Here is a 16795-nt window from a genome sequence, read left to right as displayed (position 1 = left end):
CAAATACCGCCTTTTTCCCACCAGACCCCGGCGGTATAATTGCCGCCTTTTCCGCGCAGCCCGAGCAAGCACCAGACTATCCTGAGCCAAAACGCTGTGCACGCAGTCAGTTAAACACAAGGTTTCCCGCCCGCATGGACAAAACATACCAGCCCAACGCCATCGAACAGCAGTGGTACAAAACCTGGGAGGAGAACGGCTACTTCAAGCCTTCCGGGGATACTGAGGCCAAGCCCTACAGCATTATGATCCCGCCGCCGAACGTCACCGGCAGCCTGCATATGGGCCACGGTTTCCAGGAGTCCATCATGGACGCCCTGATTCGCTACCACCGCATGCAGGGAGACAACACCCTGTGGCAAGTGGGCACCGACCATGCCGGTATCGCCACCCAGATGGTGGTAGAGCGCCTGTTGGGCGCCGAAGGCGTATCCCGCCACGACCTGGGCCGCGACAAGTTTATTGAGAAGGTCTGGGAGTGGAAGGAAGAGTCCGGCGGCACCATTACCCGCCAGCTGCGCCGCCTGGGTGCCAGCCCAGACTGGTCCCGCGAACGCTTCACCATGGACGACGGCTTCTACAAAGCGGTGCAGGAAGTCTTTATCAAACTGTATGAAGACGGCCTGATTTATCGCGGCAAGCGCCTGGTGAACTGGGACCCGAAATTCCACACCGCGATCTCCGACCTGGAAGTATTAAACGAAGAGAAGCAGGGCCACCTGTGGCACTTCCGCTACCCGCTCTCCGACGGCTCCGGCCACTTGGTAGTTGCCACTACCCGCCCGGAGACCATGCTCGGCGATACCGCCGTAGCCGTACACCCGGAAGACGAGCGCTACCAGCACCTGATCGGCAAGACCATCAAGTTGCCCCTGGCGGATCGCGAAATCCCGATTATTGCCGACGAATACGTCGATCGAGAATTCGGCACCGGCTGTGTAAAAATCACCCCGGCCCACGACTTCAACGACTACGAAATGGGCCAGCGCCACAACCTCGAGATGATTAACATCCTCGATGCCGACGCCCACCTGAATGACGCAGTGCCGGAAAAATACCGAGGCATGGAGCGCTTTGCCGCGCGCACCCAGATTGTCGACGACCTGGACGCCCTCGGCCTGCTGGAAAAAGTAGAGCCCCACACCCTCAAGGTACCTCACGGAGACCGCTCCGGTGCGGTGATCGAGCCCTGGCTCACCGATCAGTGGTATGTGAAAACCCAGCCCCTGGCCGATGAAGCCATCGCCGCCGTTGAAGATGGCCGCGTTGAGTTCGTACCGAAAAACTACGAAAACATGTACTTCTCCTGGATGCGCGATATCCAGGACTGGTGTATTTCCCGCCAGCTGTGGTGGGGTCACCGCATCCCCGCCTGGTACGACAACGAAGGCAAAGTCTACGTTGGCCGCAGCGAAGAGGAAGTGCGCGAGAAGCACAACCTGGGCGCCGATATCAGCCTGCGCCAGGACGACGACGTACTCGACACCTGGTTCTCCTCCGGCCTGTGGACCTTCGGCACCCTGGGCTGGCCAGAAGATACCGAAGAACTGAAAGCCTTCCACCCCAGCTCCGTACTGGTTACCGGCTTCGATATTATTTTCTTCTGGGTCGCGCGCATGATGATGCTGACCCTCTACTTCAAGAAGGAAGTACCGTTTAACACCGTGTACGTACACGGCCTGGTGCGCGACAACCACGGCCAGAAGATGTCCAAATCCAAGGGCAACGTGATCGACCCCATCGACCTGATCGACGGTATCGACCTAGAGACCCTGGTAGAGAAGCGCACCTCTGGTCTGATGCAACCGCACCTGCGCGAAAAGATCGAGAAGCAAACCCGCAAGGACTTCCCCGAAGGTTTCTCTGCTTTTGGTACCGATGCCCTGCGCTACACCTATTACTCACTGGCTTCCACCGGCCGCGACATCAAGTTTGATGTGGGCCGTATCGAAGGCTTCCGCAACTTCTGTAACAAGATCTGGAATGCCTCCCGCTACGTACTGCAAAACTGTGAAGAGCACGATTGCGGACAGGACGGCAGCACGGATTTTGAACTGACCATCGCCGACCGCTGGATTATTTCCCAGCTGCAGCGCACCGAGATTACCGTACGCGAAGCCATGGACACCTACCGCTTCGACCTCGCCTCCCAGGCCCTGTACGACTTTATTTGGAGCGAATACTGCAGCTGGTACCTGGAACTGTCCAAGCCGGTACTGTGGGACGACAACGCCTCCGACGCAGTGAAGAAAGGCACCCGCCGTACCCTAATCCGCGTACTGGAAACCATCTTGCGTCTGGCCCACCCACTGATGCCGTTTATCACCGAAGAAATCTGGCAGCGTGTAAAAACCCTCGCCGGTTCCAACGGTGACACCATTATGCTGCAGCAGTACCCAGAGGCCGACAGCAGCAAGATCGACGAAGAAGCGGAAGCGGCCGTTGCCTGGTTGAAGCAGGTTATTGAAGGCGTGCGCAATATTCGCGGTGAAATGAATATTTCCCCAGCGAAGAAAATCCCACTGATCCTGCGCGGCGGTTCCAACCGTGACAAAGAACTGCTGGAGCAAGCCCGCAGCCTGCTGATCAAACTGGCCAGCCTCGAAGAAATCACCTGGCTGGAAAGTGGTGAAGCTGCACCAGCCTCCGCCACCGCCCTGGTAGGCGATATGGAATTGCTGGTACCCATGGCCGGCCTGATCGACGTTAAAGCCGAGAGTGCGCGTCTGCAAAAAGAGATTGATAAACTTTCCAAAGAACTCGCACGAGTCGAAGGCAAGCTCAACAATCCCAAGTTTGTAGACAAAGCCCCCGAAGCCGTTGTTGCCAAGGAAAAGGACAAGCTCGCGGAAATGAAAGGTGCTCACGAGCGCCTGCAGCAGCAACTTGAGGAAATCAGCAACCTGTAAGGGTTCTGGTAATCCGCTCCGATAAAGAGCGGACCTGATTTAAAAAAGGGGGCTCTGCCCCCTTTTCTTTTTTTGATATAAATCAAACAACCCCTTCTTGAACTAGTGCCTTTCGATTTTCTATCAACTTCAGAATCCGAGTGTGTGCTTAATGTACCTGCATCAGTTATGGGTTTGTCAGCTCTAAAAACAGCTTTACCGAAGTGGTCGTCGACCTAAAACGCTTCAAGCACCAAACCATTTTTCAACCCTCTAAGTCCCTGATAAGAAATCAACATGATTTTCAATCGGCTTGGCTGTTATTTTTTACAAAGATCATGAATGATTGAAAGCTCTTGGAAGCTAGAGAAAGTCTATTCAGTGGGGATAGAGAGTAAAGTGTTCATTTTTTCATTTGGAACAAGAGTTCAAGCTTGTATGTAATTTATTGATCCCTCAAGATTTTTACGCATTTCTTCGTTAGATTGATTCCAGGGTAGCAATCATGATAATAGTGGTCAGAATGATTACTATATATAAATGTTAGTTTATAAACACGTATTAGGAAGAATATGCAAATAACAGAAATATTCTTGAAGAAACTGGATTCTTATGTCAATCCTAAGGTCGAGAACCGTGTTATTTATGGAGCACTCATATCTGGAATGAGCCTAATTATGGCTCCGAAACTTATAGCGCTGCTAAGTAGTGTTTCCATCAAATCTGAAAAATACGAGATAAACCTACAAAACAATCCGCTGGATGAACTGGGCATAATCATTGGAGCTATCCTGATATTTCTAGCGGTGTCATTGCTCTATTTTTTTAAGTTTACTAAGCGGCCAGAGCTTATCATAACAAGTGACTCTCCGTCAGCGAAACTGTGGAAAAGACACGGATATTCGTTCCAAAAAGAAACATTGATAAATCCCCTCCTTTTAAAAGACTTAGTAGGATGGCTTTCAGATAGTGGAAGGCAAATAGTTTCTATCGATATTGCTGGGGCTAATTCAAGTAATAGATACTTCGGTGAAATTGCAGAACGGGTATCTGAAGAACGAAAATTCATAGAGGTTTCGAGTGAAGACAATAGAGAGCTGTTCGGGTACGAATATCTTGGAACGTCAGAGTCTGGGATTCATGTTGTTCACGCTTACGACTCGACTGGTGGTTCTGCAACTTTCCATTGGTTACTGCTACTCCAGATTGAAGAAAGTGGCATCTTAGAATACGAAGATAAAACTCCTAAAAAGAAGACAACTCCAGTTTTGAAATTGGTTGGTAGAATTAGTCTTGGTGACCGCTACAACGGTAGTGTAATTATGGAACGTGGTGTTATCCGAATAAGTAAGGATGAAAGCCATCTTCCTGATCACGTGATTAAAAAAAATAGAAAAATTATAGTGAAGTAAGGAAATAAAATAACATGGTGATGATGTTCGTTTCACCCCTTTTGGGGCTCCACCAGACGGCCTGTTCTTCGCGCAGCCCGCTGTATATCACGGCGTTAACCTTATCGCCCGGCGGACTCGACGCGCCAACGCACGCCGCTGCCTCGCGTGCTCCGCAATCTCAACCACCTCCATCCCCCAGCACCCTCTCCTTTTGGACACGTCTATAGATTTCCTCACGGTGAACGGGTAGAGATTTGGGGGCACGTATGCCTATCTTTACCTGATTACCCTTAACTTCCAATACCGTAATTGAGACGTTCGATCCAATCCGTAAGTTTTCACCCGTCCGGCGCTTTAAGATCAACATATTTGTTTCCTATTAATACTCAAACCATGCGTAGACCTCCCTTAATGGAAGGGTTTGAAAGTAACTTTTAAGGAAGTATTAGGTGGAGCGCGAGAACGGTAGGCATAGAGGTAGAAAAGGCAGACGCAACGCTTCCAGAGCCAAGGGACACGCCCCAAACTACTGAATGGACTCCACTTTATTGAAGACGAGCGGGTTTCTAGCGTATGATCCATATAGCCATTTTGATACTTGGGTTATCAATTTGGTTAGCTGGCCCCAGGTGTTAGCGCACCTTGGGTCAGCGCCTTTTACTTACTCTTACGTCACGCTACCGTTCTCCTTTGAGGGAATGGTTTTTAGAAAATTCTTGATTCTCTCGAATCTCTTTGGTCATCGGCCTTTAGAAGGCTGTTCAATAACGACCCAAATACCAATAAATATCCACCGATTTTACGCAGCTTTGACACTAAAACAAACTCCAATAAAATCCAATAAGATTATTTTTGTGCCTATATTTTTTATTGCTCACGCTTTGGAAATTTCGGCTGTGCATAAAATTGGCTGTGAAAATTAATACCCCCAACGGCTCCCACACTGGAATTCAGAAAACAATAGATCATCAATACCGCTGAAATGTCTTCCACATATCTACAGAAAAGATCTATCGATAAACCAAAGTAGTTTGCAGACTTTTAGGATATTACTGCGGGGTTTAGGAGCCTTTGAACAACCCAGTGATGCTTCTACTTACAGAGCGGTCACAATCAGAACGCAGCTTCGCAGGAATGTCTAGCTAGACCGTACAAGCAGTCGCAACACGGGGCATGAATCGTTATGGAAGCCCCGAAGGCGGACCACAGCTGCTGCGTTGCAACACTTGCAAAGGACTACGGCCATTCGCGGTGAACTGCACCTAATATCTGTAGCCTTCAAGATCCGCAGAGATATTACGGAGTTATTCAGAGGTACACTTGATACCTTACCCCCAATTAGACCCAACCTGATAAAGTTCGTGAGTGCTAGCTTAGGGGTTTACGATCATATTGACCGTTATATTGGGGAGCAAGAAGATAGATCTAACAAAAGTCGTTAAATCAATGGGTTAAGGACTAATGTTAAAATTGAGATAGTAGTCAAAGTGATCGCTTTTCCAGTTTGTACACACGTGTCAGATTACTTTAAGTCTACAGTATTAAATAGAAATTTAGGCTGTGGAGTAGAAATTGATTCTGAGATAATAATCATGACAATAGTGGTCAGAATTATTATTACTATATAGCTGCTAAGCAAAATATGTAGAGACTATTTGGATGAATGAAAAAAGAAAACAAATCCTTAGATCAATTTATCGAGATTTGCTACTTTCCGCCGGGTTAGATCCGGATGGCCGATGGTGGGAAGAAGATGAAGTTCAGCACTTTGCAGGCCTAGAAAAACGAGAAGAAATAATCGCTTTCCAATCTATATTTAATGTAACACGAAATCATCTCGCGGAATTGAAAAGTAAGAAAGAAAAAATATCTGTCTTGAGCGATTATTCACAAGCTGCTATTGAATTCGCAAATAGCGGTGCATCATCAATATGTGACGCTTCGGGGTTTGCTGGTTTTGGAGGCAGGCCAATTTGGTTTGCAGCAATTTCACTGATTGAAGATGAATTTAATGCTTCAAATAATTTAGATGAACGTCAAAAATATATAACGGAAGTCTATAGTGCATTTATGTCATCAGAAATTGATTTCAACCCTAGAAATCAGTCGTCATATACTGGCTTGGCGTTAAAGGCTGGGCGCTATGGTTTTGCATCCTTGCTTATAGCTAATGATAAATACGCAAGCTCTTCCCCCGAACCAATCTGGCAATTTGTGATTAATTCTTCTAAGCAACCGAAACGTGTGGATATGCTTTTGAAATTAATGGATAAACTATACGAGCTTGACGAAGAGGTAGATAGGTTGGGCAGTCATTCTGGTCGTTCTGCGTTGATGCAGGCTTCGGCGTATACTGCGATAGAACAAATTAACTGGCTCCTGGAACGCGGTGCAGATATTAATAAGCGTGATATACGAAGTGGAGCTACACCTTTAATGCATGCGCTTAATCGATACTTTGGAGTCAGTGATAATAATACAAGAAAAAGACTTCGAGAAACGATCGACCTTCTAATAAGTCAAGGTGCTGATATTTCAATGTGTGCGTACACAGGTCAGGACTTTGGAGTTTTAATTAGAGATACGAAAGCGCTCAAGCCTGCAGATAAAAAGCACTTCCGAGAGATGTGGAAAACTTATAAGAAGAAAGGTGCAACTAAGAATAAACGTGTTCTTTCTGACGATGAAATATCTCCAGATCTTATAAAGAAAATAAATATGCAGGGAGAGTTTCTGTTACACCCATGGAATGTTCTTCTTGAAACATTCTTTGAAATACTGAAAGCGCATAAAATTAGTAGATTTACAGATGAGGACATCTTTCATTATTTAAACCCTAGTTACCACGGGGTAAATTTAGATGGCACTAGAAAAATTGACCTAGCTTCCATTAATCATTGGTTAACTAGATTCGTTTGTAGCTGTGCCAGATCGAATGTTGAATTGCATTGCTCCTCAGAAGGTGTATACAGTTTTTCTTCAACGGAAGGTCAAGCGCGACTTAGGCTTTTATAAGTATCAATGCCTAAATCGGGTAGCCGGTAGTTTCTAGCTATCGGCCCCCACACACTCATCGTGCGGGTCCGCAATGGACGGTTCCCTATTCGTAATGAATCTCTAACCCACTATAGTTTCGAGTAGCTATTCATTTGAGTTGAGTGTCATGGCAGTGCGCTACCTCAACTTTATCCGACTGGAAACATATCGGTAGGTTAGCCTTGTCTTTTAATGCGTGGATTTTGGGTTCAGGCCTTCACCATGTCAAAGGTCTTAATCTTCGCATTAAGCTACTATGCCGTCGGCTGGCTTCTGCTTAATCACCTTAGTCACCACTGACCGAGGTGCTGCTGTGTTCAACCACTTTTGTCTATCCCCACAATGGTGACTAGCAGGTTGGGCCTACTTATGAGTCACCAGCCACGCTGACAGCTTCACAGCAGCAAGCTAAACAGATCTCCAAGGGTAAGAACGTGAACTCTCACTACACAACTACATCATTGACTCTACACGTTAGATCAATCAGCCTCTGTGCCCTTGACCATCTCGCCTCCAGGCTAAGCCTTATATGATGTTTCTGTGCGTCAGCTCGTAGTTTTGCCAGCGGCTTGCTCATAACAAGATCTCACGGCGTTGCAGTTGCCATTCGCTGGTAGTTAGCGTTTAATGGCGCCCATTAAACGGTGATCTTCCTACGCCGGACTTTCACCCCATTAGTCCACACCCATGCCGGGCGTACCAAACGCAGTCGGGCGACACAAAATACGCACGCCTGCTACGGATGTTATGTGTTTTTTGGGTAGAGCCTTTGAAATGAAAAAATTACTTTTAATGGCAGTTGTATTTGTTTTGCTGGGTTGCGCTACAAATAATATAGATATGCAAAAAGAAAAGACAGATTTAACGTTACGTAATTCGTGGAAGCGAATAGATGGCTGGCTATCTGAAAATGCTCCTAAAATACGGGATGCGCTAAACCCTCCTGCTAGTGAAGAAGCTATAACTGAACTGGAAGAAACTATCGGTGAAAAATTGCCTGAGGACTTAAAAGAGCTTTATCGAATCCACAATGGCTTAAATAGGAATGCTGTTGCAAATCTTGTTTATGGTTTACAGTTCTATTCAATTGAAGAAGTCCTACTAGAGTACTCCAGACTAAAAAATATTAAAGATATGAAAGATCTTCCAGCATTAAATTATGCTGATCCAGGGGTAAAGGTAACTTCCGTATCAAGTATGATGCGTATTCCAATAGGAGATGACTCTAGCGGGTGTGGGCTGTTTATAGACTTAGATCCAAATTCAGAAGGTAAGATTGGTCAAATAGTTTTGTATGATCAAGATTATAATATAGCGCTAAACCCAGCTTCATCAATAGAAGAAATGTATTCTGATTTTGCAAATCACTTAGAAGCTGGTAGGTACAAATTATTGGAAGACGCTCTAGTTGATGGTGAACACTGGTTAGACGCAGATGCAGAGCTAGATATTATTAATTGGCACAATTCAAAACGGTGGAAAGATATTCTTGGCAAGCGCTAATACATAAATCGGGTAGCAGGTATTGTCTAGCTATCGGCCCCCACACCACCCATCGTGCAGGTCCGCAATGGGTGGTTCCCTATCCAAAATGAATCTCTATCCAACGATCGTATCGAGCAGATCTTCATTTGAACTGAGTGTCATGGCAGTGCGCTACCTCAACTTTATCCAACTGGAAACATATCGGCAGGCTAGCCCTGCCTTCTAACTCGTGGAATTTGAATTCAGGGCTTCACCATGTCCAAGGTATTAATCTTGGCATAGAACGTAGGCAATCTAGGACAGCCAATGACTGGAGGGTGGCGCCGTCAATAGAGCTAGCTACCTCTCTGGCGGCTCTTTCTCTTTGGTTTACAGGTAAAGGAGATTAAATACTTGGAATTGGTCTTCAGGCTATTGGGATCGCTGTTTTTCGATAAAAGGGCGGTAATCGTGCTGTTGAGTACTTGAGGCCGGGGTAGATTAGCAGGGCGTAGCTGAGAGGAGGCGCCGACAGTCGCTTATACCGTGTACCCAGCGCTTATCGAGTTGAGCACAAACTTTTTGTACAACCTCTACCGATCCCACCAAGCCTTTAAAGCGGCTTTCAAAGTTCCGGCTGAGATAGAGCCAGTGCTTGTGTGAAATACCGAGCCGCTCAAGAATAGGAGGTATGTTTTCGGCAATACAACCCCGTTTTCTGGGGTCTAAATGCCAGCCGCTCCAGTCCACTAGCTCCAAATAGTGATCCAGCTGGAAAGGAAGCCCTTTCGGCATATTCAAACGCTCACCGCCGACAAACGGAAGTAGATTTTTGGGCTGCTTACCTGAGACTGCCGCACGAATACGCTGTTGAATCGAAGTGTAATCAGACTCTTCAGGTGTCTTGGCAATATTGGCACGGATGGGGTTAAGGTCTACATAGGCCATACAGGCGGCGAGTGCTCTTTCATCCAGTAAAGCCTGAGATTTGAACCGGCCCTCCCAAAAGCGGCCTGTACAGTTGTCTTCAGCATTGGCCTGGCGGGCGATGGATTCATTTAAACAGCGCATAAACCAGCTGATATCCATTAGACGCTCCCGCCATAGGGAAACGACCTCTTTTAGCCTGTATTCCTCAGCGTGATCGAGAGTATCGCCCTGAAGATAGCGCTGGGCCAAGCTAGAGGCTTTGAAGAGTTTTTTCCAGCGAGTAATTACCTCTGTAAGAGACCATTTGTTAGCCGATTTTGTGTCGATATAGAGCACTATATGGTAGTGATTACTCAATACTGCATAGGCGGTAATATCTAGCGCAAACACCTCGGCTAACTTATGCATACGGCTTTCAATCCATTCGCGCCGATGCTCGTAATCTTTTCCGGACTCAGTATCTCTGCCACAAAGAAATGCACGCCGTACACAGCGGGAGACACAGTGAAAAGCTAAACCGATCTCCCCAGATAAGAACGCGAACTTTCACCACACAACTGCATCATTGACTCTATCCGTTAGATCACATGGCTTCGGTGCCCCTGGCCACCTCACCTCCAGGCTAAGCTTTATAGGATATTTCGGTCCGTCAGCTCGTAGCATTACTAGCGGACTCCTTCCCACAAATCCTCACGGTATTGCAGTTGCCATTCACTAGTAGTTAGCATCTAATGGAACCCATTAAATGGTGATCTTCCCACAGGGGACTTTCACCCCATTAGTCCACGACCATGTTGGGCGTACCAAGACCATCGGAAATCGGCCACTTTGTGGCCTGGACTCGCAACAAGTTGCTCGCCTTTTATGGCAGCGTTAAATGCCAAAGGATGAATGTGAGTAAGAATCAAAAAAATCCATATACTGAAAACGATAACCGGCTCGCAGATGTAATAGCCGCAATCCAAGTTATGGGAACTTATAAATTCTACAAATTAGATTTTTCTGGTTGGGCCGATCGTATTGAAGGCAAGGAAGATCTAGGGAATTATTGGAAAGCTATCTTTGAAGAGCACCCCGAGTTCTTTCGACTTGATAGTAAACAGGAAAGAGCATCCTTGGTATGGCGAAGAAACTATCAAAAATTATACGATGTAGACGAAGAGAGAAAGATATCCAGGGAAGCCTACAAGGGTCTAACAGATGACCAAAAGAAAAGAATTTCCAGAACTCCATTAACCAACTCAGATATCTCTACTCTTATAAATACTGCGATTAATCTTCATGGCGGCGAGCTGGACCACAAGAAAGATTCAAGATGGTGGATAAGTGGTGCAATTGGTTTAGCAGGCGTTATTCTCGGTGCAGCAATTAAAGCCTATGCTGCATAAGCTCTTAAATAAGGTAGCCGGTAGTTTCTAGCTACCGGCCCCCACACCACCCATCATGCAGGTCCACAATGGGTGGCTCCCTATCCGTAATAAATCCCTAGTCAACGAAAGTGTCGAGCAGGTTTTAAGTTGGGTGTTACGGCAGTGCGCAACCTCAATTTTAACCCTGGCTGGAAACCTATCGGTAGGTTAGCCCTGCCCATTAAATCGTCGAGTTTGGGCTCAGTCCTTCACCCTACCCAAGGTATTAATCTTGACATTAGGCTACTATGCCGTCGGCTGACTTCTGCTTAATCACCCTGATCATTACTGACCGAGGCGCTGCTGTGTTCCACCACCTTTTTCTGTCTCCGCGATGGTGGCTAGCGGGCTAAGCCTACATATGAGTCAACGGCCACGCCAGCAGCTTCACAGCAGCAAGCTAAACAGATCTCCCCAGATAAGAACATGAACTTTCACTACGTAACAGCAAAAGCAATCTAGGACAGCCAATGACTAGAGAGTGGTGCCGGCAATAGAGCTAGCTCCCTCTCTGGCGGCTCTTTCTCTTTGGTTTACAGGTAAATTAGATTAAATACTTGGAATTGGTCTTCAGGCTATTGGGATCGCTGTTTTTCGATAAAAGCGCGGTAATCGTGCTGTTGAGTACTTGAGGCCGGGGCAGATTAGCAGGGCGTAGCTGAGAGGAGGCGCCGACAGTCGCTTATACCGTGTACCCAGCGTTTATCGAGTTGAGCACAAACTTTTTGTACAACCTCTACCGATCCAACCAAGCCTTTAAAGCGACTTTCAAAGTTCCGGCTGAGATAGAGCCAGTGCTTGGGTGAAATACCGAGTCGCTCCAGAATAGGAGGTATGTTTTCGGACAGCAATCTAGGACAGCCAATGACTGGAGGGTGGTGCCGGCAATAGAACTACCTCCCTCTCTGGCGGCTCTTTCTCTTTGGTTTACAGGTAAAGGAGATTAAATACTTGGAATTGGTCTTCAGTCTATTGGGATCGCTGTTTTTCGATAAAAGGGCGGTAATCGTGCTGTTGAGTACTTGAGGCCGGGGTAGATTAGCAGGGCGTAGCTGAGAGGAGGCGCCGACAGTCGCTTATACCGTGTACCCAGCGTTTATCGAGTTGAGCACAAACTTTTTGTACAACCTCTACCGATCCCACCAAGCCTTTAAAGCGACTTTCAAAGTTCCGGCTGAGATAAAGCCAGTGCTTGTGTGAAATGCCGAGTCGCTCCAGAATAGGAGGTATGTTTTCGGCAATACAACCCCGTTTTCTGGGGTCTAAATGCCGGCCGCTCCAGTCCACTAGCTCCAAATAGTGATCCAGCTGGAAAGGTAGCCCTTCCGGCATATTCAAACGCTCACCGCCGACAAACGGAAGTAGATTTTTGGGCTGCTTACCTGAGACTGCCGCACGAATACGCTGTTGAATCGAAGTATAATCAGACTCTTCAGATGTCTTGGCAATATTGGCACGGATGGGGTTAAGGTCTACATAGGCCATACAGGCGGCGAGTGCTCTTTCATCCAGTAAAGCCTGAGACTTAAACCGGCCTTCCCAAAAACGGCCGGTACAGTTGTCTTCAGCATTGGCCTGGCGGGCGATAGATTCGTTTAAACAGCGCATAAACCAGCTGATATCCATTAGACGCTCCCGCCATAGGGAAACGATCTCTTTTAGCCTGTCTTCCTCAGCGTGATCGAGAGTATCGCCTTGAAGATAGCGCTGGGCCAAGCTAGAGGCTTTGAAGAGTTTTTTCCAGCGAGTAATTACCTCTGTAATAGACCACTTGTTAGCCGATTTTGTGTCGATATAGAGCACTATATGGTAGTGATTACTCATTACCGCATAAGCGCCAATATCTAGAGCAAACACCTCGGCCAACTTATGCATACGGCTTTCAATCCATGCGCGCCGATGCTCGTAATCTTTTCCGGATTCAGTATCTCTGCCACAGAGAAATGCACGCCGTACACAGCGGGAGACACAGTGATAGTACGGTGTTGCATCAAGAGATATCTGGGTGCTTCGCGGTAGAGTCATCGGCTGTACGCGCACTTAACTGTATAAACATACAGCATTTTGTGGGATTTCAATCTTTTGTCAATAGGGATGGCGGTTTATACTTTCTATTTGGTGGGTGTCCAGGATTAACACCGCAAAATAAACGGTGTTCCTATCGAGGAATCTAAATATAAGGAAGTATTCTTGAGTGCCCGAGATAAAATCTGTTATGTGCAAGTAGAAGGTAAGTATGCTTTCAATTTGTACCTCGCAAAAAATGAAGAAGAATGTAAGCTTTTAATGAAAGAATTCTATTGGTGCAAAAAAGGCGAAAAATGCAGCTATTCTTTTGGTGTAGAATAACATTTTAATCGGGTAGCCGGCAGTCTCTAGCTACCGGCCTCCACACCATCCATCACGCAGGTCCCCAATGGGTGGCTCCCTATCCCTAATGAATTTCTACTTAGCGATCACGTAACGGAATCAGCGTCGAGCAGCTCTTCATTTGAGCTGAGTGTCATAGCAGTACGCCACCTCAACTTCATCCGCCTAGAAGCATATCGCTAGGCTAGCTCTATCTTTTAACTTATAGATTTAGGTTCCGGCCTACACCCTGTCCAAGGTTTTAATCTTGGCATTTAGCTACTATGCCGTCGGCTGACTTCTGTTTAATCACCTCGTCCATTACTGACCGAGGCGCAGCTGTGTTCCACCATTTTTTCTGTCCCCGTAATGTTGGCTAGCGGGTTTGCCCTACTTATGAGTCAGCGGTCACGCTGACAGCAGCAAGCTAAACAGATCTCCCCAGATAAAAATATGAACTTTCACTACACAACTGCATCATTGACTCTACCCCTTAGATCAACCCGCTTCGGTACCCCTGGCCACCTCACCTCCAGGCTAAGCCTTTAGAGATGTCTCTGTTCGTCAGCTTATAGTTTTACCAGCCGCTTCCTTCAGCGCTGTTGCAGTTGCCATTCGCTAGTAGTTAGCATTTAATGGAACCCATTAAACGGTGATCTTCCTACAAGGGACTTTCACATCATTAGTCCACGCCCATGTTGAGCGTACCAAGTACAAGTAGGTTGCTGCGCGCCATCTACCCCTGCTGTAGTCGTTAGCTTTCAGGAAAGAAGTGATGAGATTATTAGTACTTTTTTTATTCACATTTTCTGCATCGTGTATGGCTGGAGCAAAGGATTATATTTATCCATCTTTCAAAGATATAAATATTGATAAATGCAATATAGATACCAAAACAATTGCAGAGGTAGAAGTTAACTATTCAAGCATAGACTTGGGTGATTCCGGCCTGGCTACAGCTGAAGCAGTGGATCTTAACAGAGATGGGGTATGTGAAATTCTATTAAGCCCACCTTCAGCCTACATTGGCAACGGAAATGCATTCACGACAATATTAATTGTTAAAAATAACTCTTATCAGCCATCTGGTGATATTCAATGGGGGAAAAGGTCGTGGTGGTATGGTGAGGCAAAGAATGGATACCCGAGGATATTTGTTAAAACCTACATTGGACATAGAACAAATCCTATTTACGTCACCGATGTATACTCATATAACGGCAGCAACTATATAAAAGAGTTTGATTCGCAGTATAGTCACGGTCAGTTTATGGATTTAGGACTTAAGGCCTATAAAAGTAAAAAATACAATGCGGCTGAAAAGTGGTACTTGAATGCATACAGAATGAATCAGGAAAGCAGCTTGGGAGACGCAAATAATTTAGCTCTTGTTTATATCCGCCTAAATAGATGTGACGAAGCGGTTAACCTGCTTGAAAGACATTTAAAATTGCCTGATAACTCGGAAAAGCACATTAAGTCGGCAAAATATAACCTTGATTTATGCCTAAAAGCTAATTCGGCTAACCGGTAGTTTCTAGCTAGCGGCCCCACACCACCCATCATACAGGTCCACAATGGGTGGTTCCCTACCCTTTATACATATCTACCCAACGATAGCGTCGAACAGCTCTTCATTTGAGTTGAGTGTCATAGCGAAAACAATCTAGGACAGCCAATAACTAGAGAGTGGTGCCGGCAATAGAACTACCTCCCTCTCTGGCGGCTCTTTCTCTTTGGTTTACAGGTAAAGGAGATTAAATACTTGGAATTGGTCTTCAGGCTATTGGGATCGCTGTTTTTCGATAAAAGGGCGGTAATCGTGCTGTTGAGTACTTGAGGCCGGGGCAGATTAGCAGGGCGTAGCTGAGAGGAGGCGCCGACAGTCTCTTATACCGTGTACCCAGCGTTTATCGAGTTGAGCACAAACTTTTTGTACAACCTCTACCGATCCCACCAAGCCTTTAAAGCGACTTTCAAAGTTTCGGCTGAGATAGAGCCAGTGCTTGGGTGAAATGCCGAGTCGCTCCAGAATAGGAGGTATGTTTTCGGCAATACAACCCCGTTTTCTTGGGTCTAAATGCCGGCCGCTCCAGTCCACTAACTCCAAATAGTGATCCAGCTGGAAAGGAAGCCCTTTCGGCATATTCAAACGCTCACCGCCGACAAACGGAAGTAGATTTTTGGGCTGCTTACCAGAGACTGCCACACGAATACGCTGTTGAATCGAAGTGTAATCAGACTCTTCAGGTGTCTGGGCAATATTGGCACGGATGGGGTTAAGGTCTACATAGGCCATACAGGCGGCGAGTGCTCTTTCATCCAGTAAAGCCTGAGACTTGAACCGGCCCTCTCAAAAGCGGCCTGTACAGTTGTCTTCAGCATTGGCCTGGCGAGCGATGGATTCATTTAAACAGCGCATAAACCAGCTGATATCCATTAGACGCTCCCGCCATAGGGAAACGACCTCTTTTAGCCTGTCTTCCTCAGCGTGATCGAGAGTATCGCCCTGAAGATAGCGCTGGGCCAAGCTAGAGGCTTTGAAGAGTTTTTTCCAGCGAGTAATTACCTCTGTAAGAGACCACTTGTTAGCCGATTTTGTGTCGATATAGAGCACTATATGGTAGTGATTACTCATTACTGCAAAGGCGGCAATATCTAGCGCAAACACCTCGGCTAACTTATGCATACGACTTTCAATCCATTCGCGCCGATGCTCGTAATCTTTTCCGGATTCAGTATCTCTGCCACAGAGAAATGCACGCCGTACACAGCGGGAGACACAGTGATAGTACGGTGTTGCATCAAGAGATATCTGGGTGCTTCGCGGTAGAGTCATCGGCTGCACGCGCATTTGCATGTATAAAAATACAGTATTTTGTGGAATTTCAATCTTTTGTCAATAGGGATGGCGGTTTGTACCTTCTATTTGGTGGGTGTCCAGGATTAACTAACAGCAAAAGTTTGTCGGTCTTCCAGGCATCCCTGCATCTAATTAATAAGCGAAGGCTCTGAATCTGCAGATTAATATCTGTACGATTGGTCAGCATTAAAAGAACCTATCCCCCAAGATTCGACTCTGTATGCCGTATTCATCTAAGTACGTAAGGTGAGTTTTTCTTGTGCTTCAAACCGCACCGATATTAATCGTAATTTATTTATTAGCAAATTTATCACACAAATCATCCCAATTTTTATTATTAGGGGGGAGGGTAATGGAAACATAGAAAATACAATTAATATTTTCGGAGGGCTGTATAAATGAAATAAACCTAGCACACAACAAAGAAACCTCCATTATATACGAATTACTGGAGATATAGAT

Annotated in this window: 11 protein-coding genes; 6 read left to right on the top strand and 5 right to left on the bottom strand. The window is 46.3% G+C overall.

Annotated elements, in window-relative coordinates; all coding sequences use genetic code 11:
• Positions 1-134: 134 nt before the first annotated feature.
• Both ACJJI4_RS02195 and ACJJI4_RS02190 read left to right on the top strand, forming a co-directional pair.
• A complete protein-coding gene (locus ACJJI4_RS02195; RefSeq protein WP_444926898.1) occupies positions 135-2909 on the top strand; it encodes a valine--tRNA ligase in 2775 nt (924 codons plus the stop codon).
• Between the two features lie 551 nt (positions 2910-3460).
• Complete coding sequence (locus tag ACJJI4_RS02190; protein WP_444926897.1) at positions 3461-4300, top strand: hypothetical protein; 840 nt, start codon at positions 3461-3463, stop codon at positions 4298-4300.
• A gap of 160 nt (positions 4301-4460) precedes the next feature.
• Here ACJJI4_RS02190 and csrA read toward each other — a convergent pair whose 3' ends face one another.
• Positions 4461-4649, bottom strand: a complete 189-nt coding sequence (gene csrA, locus ACJJI4_RS02185; protein WP_444926896.1) for a carbon storage regulator CsrA — start codon at positions 4647-4649, stop codon at positions 4461-4463.
• 1292 nt (positions 4650-5941) lie between these two features.
• Here csrA and ACJJI4_RS02180 point away from each other — a divergent pair.
• Both ACJJI4_RS02180 and ACJJI4_RS02175 read left to right on the top strand, forming a co-directional pair.
• A complete protein-coding gene (locus tag ACJJI4_RS02180) occupies positions 5942-7297 on the top strand; it encodes an ankyrin repeat domain-containing protein (RefSeq protein ID WP_444926895.1) in 1356 nt (451 codons plus the stop codon).
• Positions 7298-8092: 795 nt separating this feature from the next.
• Positions 8093-8821, top strand: a complete 729-nt coding sequence (locus ACJJI4_RS02175) for an SMI1/KNR4 family protein (RefSeq protein ID WP_444926894.1) — start codon at positions 8093-8095, stop codon at positions 8819-8821.
• 462 nt (positions 8822-9283) lie between these two features.
• On the opposite strand, the gene ACJJI4_RS02170 is transcribed toward ACJJI4_RS02175, so the two are convergent.
• Positions 9284-10120 carry a transposase gene (locus tag ACJJI4_RS02170; RefSeq protein WP_444906193.1) on the bottom strand — a complete coding sequence of 279 codons (837 nt, stop codon included), beginning with the start codon at positions 10118-10120 and terminating at the stop codon, positions 9284-9286.
• 485 nt (positions 10121-10605) lie between these two features.
• On the opposite strand from ACJJI4_RS02170, the gene ACJJI4_RS02165 reads away from it, so the two are divergent.
• Positions 10606-11100 carry a hypothetical protein gene (locus ACJJI4_RS02165; RefSeq protein WP_444906194.1) on the top strand — a complete coding sequence of 165 codons (495 nt, stop codon included), beginning with the start codon at positions 10606-10608 and terminating at the stop codon, positions 11098-11100.
• A gap of 1059 nt (positions 11101-12159) precedes the next feature.
• Here the strand turns inward: ACJJI4_RS02165 and ACJJI4_RS02160 are convergent.
• Complete coding sequence (locus ACJJI4_RS02160) at positions 12160-13146, bottom strand: transposase (RefSeq protein ID WP_444926893.1); 987 nt, start codon at positions 13144-13146, stop codon at positions 12160-12162.
• Between the two features lie 1099 nt (positions 13147-14245).
• On the opposite strand from ACJJI4_RS02160, the gene ACJJI4_RS02155 reads away from it, so the two are divergent.
• Positions 14246-15004 (top strand): tetratricopeptide repeat protein, encoded by a 759-nt coding sequence (locus ACJJI4_RS02155; protein WP_444926892.1) that lies wholly within the window; start codon positions 14246-14248, stop codon positions 15002-15004.
• A gap of 318 nt (positions 15005-15322) precedes the next feature.
• Here the strand turns inward: ACJJI4_RS02155 and ACJJI4_RS02150 are convergent, their stop codons facing one another.
• A complete protein-coding gene (locus ACJJI4_RS02150; protein WP_444926891.1) occupies positions 15323-15769 on the bottom strand; it encodes a hypothetical protein in 447 nt (148 codons plus the stop codon).
• Positions 15770-15823: 54 nt separating this feature from the next.
• Positions 15824-16318, bottom strand: coding sequence for a nitrogen fixation protein NifB (locus ACJJI4_RS02145; protein WP_444926890.1), 495 nt, complete (start codon positions 16316-16318; stop codon positions 15824-15826).
• Positions 16319-16795: the final 477 nt, after the last annotated feature.

The organism is Microbulbifer maximicatervae (SeqCode), assembly GCF_052467305.1.
This window is presented reverse-complemented; position numbering and strand designations above follow the sequence as displayed.